The organism is Hasllibacter sp. MH4015, assembly GCF_020177575.1.
Lineage (GTDB): Bacteria > Pseudomonadota > Alphaproteobacteria > Rhodobacterales > Rhodobacteraceae > Gymnodinialimonas.
Genome location: NZ_JAHTBK010000001.1, coordinates 2,791,324 through 2,803,416, shown reverse-complemented (window position 1 = coordinate 2,803,416; position 12,093 = coordinate 2,791,324). Strand labels below are relative to the sequence as shown.

The window sequence follows — 12,093 nt, the reverse complement described above, 5'->3', positions numbered from 1 at the left end:
CAGATGCAGATTGAAGAAACCGGCCTCGACGGCCTTCTGGTCCTGACGCCGAAGCGCTTCGGGGACGAACGGGGCTTCTTCGCCGAAACCTATAATCAAGACACGTTTGCAGCAGGTGGCATCACGACGCGCTTCGTGCAGGACAACCATTCCCTGTCGGCAGAGGTGGGCACCATCCGTGGCTTGCATTTCCAGGCCCCCCCCAGGGCGCAAGCCAAGCTGGTCCGGTGCGGACGGGGGCGGATCTTCGATGTCGCCGTGGATATCCGCAAAGGCTCGCCCACCTTCGGCGCGTATTTCGGCATCGAACTGACCTTCGAGAACGCAAAGCAATTGCTCGTGCCCGAAGGCTTTGCCCATGGCTTCGTCACACGAGAGCCGGGGACCGAGATTATCTACAAATGCTCCGATACGTATGCGCCCGATACGGAAGGCGCGGTGATCTGGAATGATCCAGATATCGGGATCGACTGGGGGCTGGACGGTGATCCGATCCTGTCGAGCAAGGATCGGGTCGCGGGGCGGCTGAGGAACCTTGAAACGCCGTTCGTCTACGGGGGCACGCAATGAAGATCCTGGTCACGGGCGGGGCGGGGTTCATCGGATCGGCTGTCGTGCGCCTGGCGGTTGCGCGGGGACATGAGGTCATCAACCTAGATGCGCTGACCTATGCCGCATGCCTGGACAACGTGGCCTCCGTCGCGCAATCGAATCTCTACACGTTCGAACGGGGCGATATTCGCGACCGCGCCACGCTCGATGCGATCCTGTCGCGCCACGCACCGGACGCCATCCTTCATTTGGCCGCCGAAAGCCACGTGGATCGCTCCATCGACGGGCCGGGCGCGTTTATCGAAACCAACGTGACCGGCACCTACAATTTGCTCGAGGCTGCCCGCAGCCATTGGGACGCGCTTGGTCGTCCAGACGATTTTCGGTTCCACCACGTCTCCACCGATGAAGTGTTCGGCACGTTGGGTCCGGAGGGTCTGTTTACCGAAGATACGCCCTACGCGCCCAACTCGCCCTATTCCGCGTCAAAGGCCGCATCCGACCATCTGGTCCGGGCATGGCACGAAACCTACGGCCTGCCGACGCTACTGACGAATTGCTCCAACAACTACGGACCGTTCCACTTTCCGGAGAAGCTGATCCCCGTGGTGATCCTCAAGGCTTTAGGCGGAGAGCCGATCCCCGTCTACGGCACTGGCGAAAACGTCCGCGATTGGTTGTTCGTGGAGGACCACGCCGATGCGCTCCTCTGTGTGCTGGCAAAGGGACAGGTCGGGCGGAGCTACAACATTGGTGGGCATAACGAGTTGCAGAATATCGAGCTGGTCCGCTTGCTATGTGGCTTGTTGGACGAACGCCGTCCCGACGCCGCGCCCCACGCCGACCTCATAACCTTCGTCCCCGACCGTCCGGGCCACGATATGCGCTACGCCATCGACGCCTCGCGCATCCAGGCAGAATTGGGCTGGTCGCCGTCCGTCACGGTAGAGGAGGGTCTGGCCAAAACCGTGGACTGGTTCCTCGACAATCCACAGTGGTGGCGCGCCTTGCAGGATCGCGATGGCGTGGGACAGCGCCTGGGAACCGGCGCATGACGCTTCTCGCCCTTGGCCAATCGGGGCAGGTGGCACGGGAACTGGCGGAAGTTGGCGTGCGATGCATCGGCCGGGCCGAGGCGGACCTGAACGATCCCTTGCGTTGCGCGGCCCTGATCGCGGCCAGCGATGCCACCGCCGTCATCAACGCCGCCGCCTACACAGCCGTCGACACGGCGGAGGAGGAGGAGGCGCAGGCCCACAAGATCAACGCCGAAGCCCCCGGCGCCATTGCGCAGCTTTGCGCGGCGAAGAATATTCCCTTCGTCCAAATATCCACCGATTACGTCTTCGACGGCTCCGGCAATCAGCCACGGCAACCGGGTGATGTGACGGCTCCCCTCGGGGCCTACGGGCGCACCAAGCTGGCCGGAGAGGTTGCGGTGCGCGCCGCGGGTGGACCCCATGCCATCCTTCGCACGTCGTGGGTCTTTTCGGCCCACGGCTCCAACTTCGTGAAGACGATGCTGCGGCTGGGGCGCGATCGGGACTGCCTGACCATCGTTGCCGATCAGATCGGCGGACCGACACCGGCACGCGCCATTGCGGCGGCCTGTGTGGAGATCGCCAATGGCTTGTCGCGCGACCCCGGATTGAGCGGTACTTACCATTTTTCCGGCGCGCCGGACGTATCCTGGGCCGATTTCGCGCGCACGATTTTCGACGTGGCTGGCATCACTTGCACGGTCGAAGGCATACCGTCCGAAGACTATCCGACCCCGGCAAAACGCCCCCTGAATTCGCGGCTGGACTGCGCATCGACGCAGGCCGCTTTCGGCCTTCACCGCCCCGCGTGGCGCGAGGGGCTGCACGCTGTCGTGAAAGATCTTCAATCGCGCTGATCGCGTTTAATCGGTCTTAACCTTCGTCAGTCCATGGTCCGCCTATCGGTCTGTCACGATTGGCAAGTCCCGCCCGACGCGCTACGCCCGGTGGGACATTTCTTGGACGGAGGCGCACAGAATGGCGCGCAAAGGTATCATCCTGGCAGGAGGTTCAGGCACGCGGCTCTACCCGGTGACGGTGGGCGTGTCCAAGCAGCTTCTACCGATCTACGACAAGCCGATGATCTACTATCCCCTGTCGGTCCTGATGCTGTCGGGCATTCGCGAGATTGCGATCATCACCACCCCCGGCGACCAGGATCAGTTTCAGCGTACCTTGGGCGATGGCGGCCAGTGGGGCCTCGACCTTACGTATATCGAGCAACCTAGCCCGGATGGTCTGGCGCAGGCGTATCTTTTGGCCAAGACGTTTCTCGACGGCGCGCCATCGGCCATGGTTCTGGGCGACAACATATTCTTCGGCCACGGTCTGCCCGAGGTCTTGGCATCGGCCAACGAACGTGCGCGTGGCGGGACCGTGTTCGGCTACCGGGTCACGGACCCGGAGCGCTACGGCGTCGTCGATTTTGCCGCCGATGGCAGCGTGAAAGCTATCGTTGAAAAGCCGGATGTCGCACCGTCGCCCTACGCGGTGACGGGTCTCTATTTCCTCGACGGCACGGCCCCCGACCGCGCGGCGGAGGTTACGCCCTCCCAGCGGGGCGAGTTGGAGATCACGAGCCTTCTGGAAAGCTACCTCTCCGACGGCGCCCTGACGGTGGAGCGGATGGGGCGCGGCTATGCCTGGCTCGATACCGGCACCCATGAAAGCCTTCTGGATGCCGGGAATTTCGTCCGCACGCTGACCCAGCGACAGGGGCTTCAGGTCGGCTCCCCCGATGAAATCGCGTTCGCGGCCGGATGGATCGACGGCGATGCCCTGACCGAGCGGGCAAAGCTGTTCGGCAAAACCGGGTATGGCCGCTACCTCGCCTCGGTCCGGAAAGGGTAGTCCATCCAGATGCTCCGCCGCCTCCACGCCCTTTACCTGCGCTACACTGCCGTCCATTCGGATCGGCGACGCAGCGTTGCCCTCGGACCGCTGGGGCGCCGCTGGGGGCAGGTGGAGCAGGTGTTTCGCGACGGGGACCAGCTGAAACTCGTGGGGTGGGCGGATCGCACCGAATTGCGCCTGTCATGGCCCGATGGAGAGGCGGCCTTCACTCCCGACATCCCGCGCCCCGACGTCGCAAGGCGGCACGGCGGTGCCGTGAATGTGGGATTCGAGGTTGGGGTTCCATACACGGCCCGCGCGCTTCGGTTGCTCTGCGCGGGTGACGCGCGCGCCGTCACCATTCCCCATCCCGAGGACCCCCTACCGCGTGCCGCAAACCGCCGTCTCCAGCGCGCATTCCTGCGCGACGTCCTCCGCGCTTGCCCCGCCCTGGCGGGTTATGCCACTGGGCTTGGCGATCCTGCGCAGCACCGTCTGACGATCAAGCGGGCCTTGCGCCTCGACCTGCCACAAACGGGCCACCCGCTTGATGCGGGATGGCTCAGACCCGCGTCGCCCCCCGCTCGGCCCGCGATCGTGACCATCATCGTGCCCGTCTTCAACGCGCTGGACCTGGTGAAGGCGTGCCTCGACAGGGTCGAGCGCCACTCCGATTTGCCGTGGCACCTGATCGCGGTCGAGGATGGATCCACCGACCCGGCCGTCCGACCATGGCTCCGAACCTGGGTCGACGGGCAGGGGGATCGCGTCACGCTGATCGAACACGCGGAAAACGAAGGGTTCGTGGGAAGCGTCAATGACGGCCTTGCCGCGGCCAAAGCGCGGCCCGGGGACGGGCCCGTCGTTTTGCTCAATACCGATGCTATGGTGCCCGAAAACTGGCTTTCCCGGCTCACCGGTCCGCTGTCGGACCCGGGTGTGGCTTCGGTGACGCCGATGTCCAACGCGGCGGAGATCTGTTCGGTCCCCGCAATCGGGCGCGGCTGCGCCCTGCGAAACGGCGAAGGCGATGTGCTGGATCGCGTGGCCCGTGGCCTCTCCCCGATCGCCTTGCCCGATCTGCCGACAGGCATCGGATTTTGCATGGCAATGTCCGCCGCATGGCTGGCCCGCGTGCCGACGTTCGATAGAGCATTCGGGCGCGGCTATGGGGAGGAGGTCGATTGGTGTCAGAAGGTGCGCGCCCTGGGCGGTCGGCACCTTTGCCAGCCGCGACTATTCGTGGAGCATGTGGGCGGGCAGAGCTTCGGTGCGGCCGACAAGGTGCTGCAATTGCGTCGCGCGGGCGCGCAAATCTCCCGCCGCTATCCAGATTATGACGCCGACGTGCAGCGCTGGATCGCGGGTGATCCCCTGTCCACCCCGCGCCTCGCTCTCGGTATCGCGCTCGCGGGCCAATGGGCGCGGCCTTTGCCGGTTTTCCTTGCCCATTCCCTCGGCGGTGGGGCCGAACACGCGCTCCAGGCCGAGATCGCGCAAGCGCCGGCTGCCGTGGTTCTGCGCGTGGGCGGTGCGCGCCGCTGGCGGATCGAGCTGCACCTCGACGGGCAGCGCCATTGCGCGGAAACCGACGATCTGACGCTGATCCGGGATTTGCTGGCCCCGGTCGATCGGGTGGAGCTGATTTATTCCTGCGGGGTCGGTGATCGCGACCCTGTCTCGCTGCCGGACGCGCTTCTGTCGCTCCGCCGTGGCGGGCGCGGTGATCTGGTCGCGATGCGGGTGCATGACTACTTCCCCATCTCTCCATCCTATACGCTGCTCGGTGCGAACGACCTCTACAAGGGTGTTCCCGCACTGGACGAATCCGACCCGGCCCATACCACGCGCCGCCCGGACGGAGGGGTTGTGGCCCTGCCGCAATGGTGCGCCGCATGGGGCGCATTGGTCGAGGCATCCCACGAGGTTGTCGCCTTTTCCCCCAGCTCCCTGAGGATCATGCAGGCGGCCTATCCCGATGCGCGGCTGCGCTTGCGGCCCCACCGGATCGCGACCCGCCCCGCGCCTGTTTGCCCGTCCCACCTTCCGCAGCAATGCATCGGCATTCTGGGTCATCTCAACCGGCAGAAGGGCGCGCATGTCCTGCAACGGATGGCCGAGGCCCATCCCGACGTCGCGTTCGTGGTGATCGGCCATGTCGACAGCCACTTTGCCATGCCGCGCAACGTGACGATCCACGGCGAATACGCGCCCGGGGACATTACCCACTGGACCCGGCATTACCGCATCACCCAATGGATCATGCCATCGATCTGGCCCGAAACATTCTCCTTCGTCACCCATGAGGCACTGGCGACGGGCCTTCCCGTGACGGGTTTCGCGCTTGGCGCGCAGGGGGAGGCGCTTGAAGAAGCGGCCTTGGGGCATACCGTGCCGCTTCACCCGTTCGGGACCGCGCCGGAGCGGATGTTCAACGCTCTGCTGCGCGCCCGATCGCACCCGCCGACGGCGGAGGTCGCGGCGTGACGCAAGCCCTTCCGCCGATGGCCGATGCGAGGCCGCTTTTCATCGTCGGCTCCATGCGGTCGGGCACGACTTGGGTGCGGGACCTTCTGCGCCGCATTCCGGGCTTCATCTGCCCCGAAGAGACGCATTTCATGCGCTGGTCTGATCCGTTCCGGTCCCCCGGCGGCCTGCGCCCGCATCGACGCAACGCGCTCCTCCGCCGGCACCGGGAGATCGACGGCGTGGATGAGGCGACTTTCGACCTCCTCCTGCGGCGCTGCGCCAACAAGGCGGAATTGCAACGGCGCTATGTCGGGGCCTTCGCGCAAGCCAACCGCATTGACGCTCCCTTTCGCTGGTTCGACAAGACGCCCCAGAATATCTACGGCCTGCCCCTCATCCTCGGCCAGTTTCCGCGCGCGCGCGTCCTGCACCTTGTGCGCAATCCGCTCAATGTCGTGTCCAGCCTTCAACTGGGCCGACAGGTGAAGATCCCCGATCTGCAAGGTGCCATCAATTGCTGGTCCGAAGCGGTCGAAATCTGGGATGCAATGGCCCCTCTCGCGCCACCGTCGCGGATGCTGGAACTGCGCTACGAGGATATCTTGGCGGACGTCCCGGCGGCGATGACAAGGATCGCAGCATTTGCCGACATCCCCCATCCCGATCACCTGTGGAGTGTCGGGGACGGGCGCGCCGATGTCGATCAATGGCGCCGTGTACTGTCCCCGACGGCGGCGGCACGGGTGGCCCGGCGCTGTGGCCCGATCGCTGCCTCACGGGGATACGACCTTGGCGCGATGATCGCAGCGCACACTGCCCGCGCGGCCTGATCGCACCACGAAGCGTGCGGCGACCCCGCCCCGTCAGCGCAACCGCGCTTCCGTCTTCGCATCGAAGAAATAGACATCGGCCTGATCGAACATGATACCGGTCGGGGCACCGAAACCGGGCGCCATCTGGTCATGGGCCTCCACCACGATCCGTGACCCGTCCGGCGCGTTCACATAGTGGTAGCTGACGCCGCCCAATTGCTCGGACAGATCCACCTTGTGGGTGTCGCCGTCGGTCAAGGCGACCTTGTTCGGACGCAAGCCGACCGTGACCGGGCCATCTTCGACAAGGCTCGTGGGGGCGGGCATCGTCGCCCCACCCAGCCCGGGCACCGTTACGGTGCCACCGGCATGGACGCCGTCGAAGAAATTCATCGCCGGGCTGCCGATGAAGCCCGCCACGAACTTGTTGTCCGGATCGTTGTAGAGATGAAGGGGGGCGCCCACCTGCTCGATGTAGCCGGCGCGCAGGACGACGATCTTGTCGGCCAACGTCATGGCTTCGACCTGGTCGTGGGTCACGTAGATCATCGTGGCCCCGATCTCCTTGTGCAGACGCGCGATTTCCACCCGCATCTCCACCCGCAATTCCGCGTCCAGGTTCGACAGCGGCTCATCGAATAGAAACACCTCCGGCCCCCGCACGATGGCACGCCCGATGGCCACCCGCTGACGCTGGCCGCCCGACAGGGCCACGGGCTTGCGCGCAAGGTAATCGTCCAGCTTGAGGATGCGCGACGCCTCGGCTACCTTTTCCTTGATCTCGACCGCCGGATGCCCGTTCATTTTCAAGCCGAAGCCCATATTCTGTTCGACCGTCATGTGGGGGTAAAGCGCGTAGGTCTGGAACACCATGGCGACCCCGCGCTCTGCCGGGTCCGCATGGGTCACGTCGCGCGCGCCGATTTCGATGGTGCCTTCGGTGGTTTCCTCCAGCCCCGCCACCATGCGCAACAGCGTGGACTTGCCGCAGCCCGACGGCCCGACGAACACACAGAACTCCCCGTCCTCGATGGTCAGGTCGATGCCATGGATCACCTGCGTCTGCCCGTAGCGTTTGATCACATCGCTGAGTTGCAGCCCTGACATGTTGGTTCCCTTTCCGGTTTATTCTGCGGCATCGGGAAAGCGCCAATCCTGCGCTTCCCCGGCAATTGAGGCGACGGCGGCATTGATCCGCGGCAAATGGGCGTTGAGCCCGGCAAGGCTGGTGCGCGACGTCGAAGACGTGACGGAGACGGCCCCAAGCACCCGGCCGGACCGCGTGAGGATCGGCACGGCGATGCAGATGATGCCCGGCTCATGCTCTTCACGGTCATAGGCGTGTCCGCGCGCCCTAATTTCCACAAGCTCCGCGCGCAGCGAATCCGGGCTGGCCAATGTCGCGGGCGTGAAGGCGTGGTAGCTTTGCTGCTGCAAGATCGGTTCGACCTCCGCATCGGACAGAAAAGCGATCATCGCCTTGCCGACACCGGTGCAATAGACCGGCCCGACCTTGCCCGCCTGACTGTACATCTGAAGCGGGGTGCGCGCGTTGATCTTGTCGACGTAAAGGACCTGACCGCCATCAAGTTGGGCAAGGTGAACCGTCTCTCCCACCTCTGCCGACAGGGCGTCGAGATAGGGGCGCGCCACCGGGGCAAGCGACGCGCTTTGCCACGCCGAATGGGCCAGGCGCACCAGCCGCAGACCAGGTGCGTAGGTCTGCCGCTCGATATCGTAGGTCAGCATGCTTTGCTTGGTCAGGACCTGGAGCAGGCGGTAAAGCGTGGCCTTGGGGTAGGGACTGGACAGAAGCAGTTCACTGAACCGGACGGGGCGCCCGAAGGAGGCGACGGCATCCAGAACGGCAAGCGCCTTGCCGACCGTTCCGTCCCCTGTCTCGCCCGTGCCGTGTGTCACGCTGATCCTCTCCCCGTCTCCCTCGGCCATGTCCTCCCCGAACATCGCCGCCCGCGCGATCTGTGGCGATCCGCCCGCGCTTTGCTGTTGACAAGACTAGGCCCATTCGTCGTAGGATTTCAATATAAGAAACCAGGTTTCACATAATGAAACCAATTCCAGACGGATCACTAGGGAGGACACCATGCGATCCATTTTCAAAACCGGCGCCGCGGCGCTGGCAGCAGCCACCATGCTTTCGGGCGCGGCACTTGCCGATGGCCACGCGCTTTCGGGCGAGCTGCGCATCTTCTCGGACATGTCGAACCCGGCACCGCGCGCGGTCATGGAAGGTATGGTCGAGCGGTTCGGTGCAGAGCATCCCGATCTCGAGATCGAGTTGGTCATCACCGACCGCGAAGCGTGGAAAACCCAGATCCGCAACGTTCTGCAATCCGGCACGGCCGATGTCGTGAACTGGTACGCGGGCAACCGCATGGCCCCCTACGTGGAAGCGGGCCTGTTCATGGACATCTCCGAGTTGTGGGAAGAGGGCGGGCTGACCGAAACGCTGGCCTCCACCCAGGGCTCCATGACCATGGATGACGGTATCTGGGGCGTGCCCTATACCTACTACCAGTGGGGCGTTTACTATCGCGAGGACATCTTTGCGGAGCTCGGGCTTGAAGCGCCGACCACTTGGGAAGAAGAGCTTTCGAACTGCCAGGCGATCATCGACAGCGGTCGCGCCTGCTACACCATCGGCACCAAGTTCCTTTGGACCGCGGGCGGTTGGTTCGATTACCTCAATATGCGCACCAACGGCTATGATTTCCACATGGACCTGACGGCTGGTGAGGTCGAGTGGACCGATGATCGCGTCCGCGCGACGTTCGAAAACTGGGCCACCCTGATCGAAATGGGCGCCTTCATCGACGACCACCAGACCTATTCCTGGCAGGAAGCGTTGCCCTTCATGGTCAACGGTGAGGCCGCGGCCTACCTGATGGGCAACTTCGCCGTGGCACCGCTGCGCGAGGCCGGGCTTTCCGACGATCAGCTGGGGTTCTACCAGTTCCCGCAGATCGACGCCTCGATCGAGCCGGGTGAAGACGCGCCGACCGACACGTTCCACATCGCGGCCAATGCCGAGAACGTGGAAGCGGCGGAAGCCTTCCTTCTGTTCGTGACCTCGGCCGAGAACCAGACGCTCATCAACAACGGTGACAATCTGGGTCAGCTGCCCGTCAACGCCAACTCCTCGGTTGACGACGACGAGTTCCTGAATGCGGGCTTCGACATGCTGTCGAACAACGCAGGTGGCGGCATCGCGCAGTTCTTCGACCGCGACGCACCGGCGGAAATGGCGCAGGTCGCCATGCAGGGCTTCCAGCAGTTCATGGTTGATCCGTCGACCCTGGACCAGGTTCTGCAAATCCTCGAAGGTGCGCGTCAGCGCATTTACTGAGGCCGCGCCTCTGATCCAAGTCTGGTCCGGCCCGCGCCTTTGCGTGGGCCGGACCGCCCCCTCTCGCCAGGCTATGGGCGGGCAAGAATTTCGATAGATCCGAGAGGACCGGACCCATGGCATCTGTCACGACAGACACCCCGATCCAGCACAGCGATCCGACGCCGCGACGCAAGATCAGCCAACAGGCCATCGCCCCTTGGCTTTTCCTGCTGCCCGCCTTTTTGTTCTTCGCTCTCTACGTGATCATCCCCATCGTGCAGAGCTTCTACATCTCGTTCTACGAATGGAACGGGCTCTACTCGCCGGAATACCGCGCCGTTGAAGGCACGGAGCTGACCGATCTCGCCTGTACCGAGCTCGGGAACCGCGCCGCCCGGACAGAGGGGTGTGAACCCACGGGCGCGAATGTCTGGACCGGCGAATATGTCGGTTGGGAGAATTACCAGCAGCTCTGGAACGATCCGTTCTTCTGGACCTCACTCCAGAACAACGTCATCTGGCTGCTGCTCTACTTCCTCGCGATCCCCGGCGGCCTCTTCATCTCGCTGTTCCTGAACCAGAAAGTGTTCGGGATGCGGCTCTACAAGTCGCTCTTCTTCTTCCCCTTTGTTCTCAGCCAGGTCGTCGTCGGCCTCGTCTTCTCATGGTTCTACCTGCCCAATGACGGGCTTCTGAACCAGGTGCTGATCTTCTTCGGGTTCGAGAGCATCAATATCCTCGGCTCCAACGAATACGCCACATACGGGATCATCGCCGCCGGTCTGTGGCCGCAGACGGCCTATTGCATGATCCTGTACCTGACCGGCCTGAATGCCGTGGACCCCGAACAGATCGAGGCTGCGCGCCTTGACGGCGCCAAGGGGCCGAAAATGTTGTGGTACGTGGTCCTGCCGCAGCTCTGGCCCGCCACCTTCATCGCGATTGTCGTCACCGTTATCGGGGCGCTTCGGTCCTTCGACCTCATCACGATCATGACCAATGGGGGCCCGGGCTTCTACAACACCTCCGTGCTCGCCTTCTACATGTACGACGTGGCGCTCAGCGAATTCGGGTTCCGCATGGGCTATGGCTCCGCGATCGCCGTGATCCTGTTCCTCATCATGATGGTCTATATCGCCGGCTTCCTGTGGAAGATGTGGCGGGACGAGAAGGGGGCCTAAGCGATGTTTCCACGTCCGATCCAGCATTATTCCCGTGGCGTTCAGGCGACTTATCAAGTGGTTCTGCCGATCGCGCTTCTGGTGTGGCTGATCCCGCTTCTGGCGGTGATCTGGTTCTCCATCAAACCGGGTGAGGATTTCACCCAAGGCAATTATTGGGGCTGGCCTGCAACGGGTTTCCAGGGAATCACGAATTACTGGACGGTCTTCGCTGAATCCGCGATGCCACAATATTTGTGGAACTCGGTCGTCATCACCATTCCCACGATGTTCGGCGCTGTCGCGCTCAGCTGCATGACCGGCTTCGCGCTGGGGGTCTACCGCTTCAAGGGCAACCTTCTGATCTTCTTCATGTTCGTGGCGGGCAATTTCGTACCGTTCCAGATCCTCATGGTGCCGGTGCGCGACCTGACGGACCAGATGGGCCTTTACGACACGCGCCTTGGTCTGATCCTCTTCCACATCGCCTTCCAGACCGGGTTCTGCACACTCTTCATGCGCAACTTCATCCGCGCGTTGCCCCGCGCCTTGATCGAGGCCGCGCGCGTTGAAGGCGTCAGCGAATGGCGCATCTTCTGGTTCGTCGTCCTGCCGCTGATGAAGCCCGCCATCGCGGCCCTGTGCGTGCTGATCTTCACCTTCATCTGGAACGATTTCTTCTGGGCCGTCGTGCTGACGCAAAGCCCTGAATCGCAGCCCGTCACCGCCGGTATCACCGCCTTCAACGGCCAATACCGCGCGATGTATCACCTGATGAGCGCGGGCAGCATCGTGGCGGCCATCCCGCCGGTCGCGATGTTCTTCCTGATGCAAAAGCACTTTATCGCGGGCCTGACGCTCGGCGCCGTGAAGTAAGG

11 protein-coding genes are annotated in these 12,093 nt (G+C 63.7%); 9 read left to right on the top strand and 2 right to left on the bottom strand.

Annotation, left to right across the window (positions count from 1 at the left end):
* Positions 1 to 3: 3 nt before the first annotated feature.
* From rfbC to KUW62_RS14255, 6 genes are all read left to right on the top strand, one after another.
* Positions 4 to 570: a dTDP-4-dehydrorhamnose 3,5-epimerase gene (gene rfbC / locus KUW62_RS14280; protein WP_224816136.1), complete on the top strand. Its 567-nt coding sequence runs from the start codon at positions 4 to 6 to the stop codon at positions 568 to 570.
* Positions 567 to 1,607: a dTDP-glucose 4,6-dehydratase gene (gene rfbB / locus KUW62_RS14275; protein WP_224816135.1), complete on the top strand. Its 1,041-nt coding sequence runs from the start codon at positions 567 to 569 to the stop codon at positions 1,605 to 1,607. Before rfbC ends, rfbB begins: the two co-directional genes overlap by 4 nt.
* Positions 1,604 to 2,449: a dTDP-4-dehydrorhamnose reductase gene (gene rfbD / locus KUW62_RS14270; protein WP_224816134.1), complete on the top strand. Its 846-nt coding sequence runs from the start codon at positions 1,604 to 1,606 to the stop codon at positions 2,447 to 2,449. Before rfbB ends, rfbD begins: the two co-directional genes overlap by 4 nt.
* 121 nt (positions 2,450 to 2,570) lie before the next feature.
* Positions 2,571 to 3,443, top strand: coding sequence for a glucose-1-phosphate thymidylyltransferase RfbA (gene rfbA / locus KUW62_RS14265; protein WP_224816133.1), 873 nt, complete (start codon positions 2,571 to 2,573; stop codon positions 3,441 to 3,443).
* A 9-nt stretch (positions 3,444 to 3,452) separates the two neighbouring features.
* A complete protein-coding gene (locus KUW62_RS14260; protein WP_224816132.1) occupies positions 3,453 to 5,912 on the top strand; it encodes a glycosyltransferase in 2,460 nt (819 codons plus the stop codon).
* Complete coding sequence (locus KUW62_RS14255) at positions 5,909 to 6,724, top strand: sulfotransferase (RefSeq protein WP_224816131.1); 816 nt, start codon at positions 5,909 to 5,911, stop codon at positions 6,722 to 6,724. The genes KUW62_RS14260 and KUW62_RS14255 overlap by 4 nt, the downstream gene beginning before the upstream one ends.
* Before the next feature lie 33 nt (positions 6,725 to 6,757).
* On the opposite strand, the gene KUW62_RS14250 is transcribed toward KUW62_RS14255, so the two are convergent.
* Complete coding sequence (locus KUW62_RS14250; protein WP_224816130.1) at positions 6,758 to 7,813, bottom strand: ABC transporter ATP-binding protein; 1,056 nt, start codon at positions 7,811 to 7,813, stop codon at positions 6,758 to 6,760.
* Positions 7,814 to 7,831: 18 nt separating this feature from the next.
* Positions 7,832 to 8,656 (bottom strand): IclR family transcriptional regulator, encoded by an 825-nt coding sequence (locus tag KUW62_RS14245; RefSeq protein ID WP_224816129.1) that lies wholly within the window; start codon positions 8,654 to 8,656, stop codon positions 7,832 to 7,834.
* 154 nt (positions 8,657 to 8,810) lie between these two features.
* On the opposite strand from KUW62_RS14245, the gene KUW62_RS14240 reads away from it, so the two are divergent.
* The 3 genes from KUW62_RS14240 to KUW62_RS14230 all read left to right on the top strand — a co-directional run bounded on the left by KUW62_RS14240 (position 8,811) and on the right by KUW62_RS14230 (position 12,091).
* Positions 8,811 to 10,073, top strand: a complete 1,263-nt coding sequence (locus KUW62_RS14240) for an ABC transporter substrate-binding protein (RefSeq protein WP_224816128.1) — start codon at positions 8,811 to 8,813, stop codon at positions 10,071 to 10,073.
* Positions 10,074 to 10,189: 116 nt separating this feature from the next.
* On the top strand, positions 10,190 to 11,236 hold the full coding sequence (locus KUW62_RS14235; protein ID WP_224816127.1) for a carbohydrate ABC transporter permease: 1,047 nt from the start codon (positions 10,190 to 10,192) through the stop codon (positions 11,234 to 11,236).
* A 3-nt stretch (positions 11,237 to 11,239) separates the two neighbouring features.
* Positions 11,240 to 12,091, top strand: a complete 852-nt coding sequence (locus tag KUW62_RS14230) for a carbohydrate ABC transporter permease (RefSeq protein WP_224816126.1) — start codon at positions 11,240 to 11,242, stop codon at positions 12,089 to 12,091.
* The last annotated feature ends 2 nt before the right edge of the window (positions 12,092 to 12,093 follow it).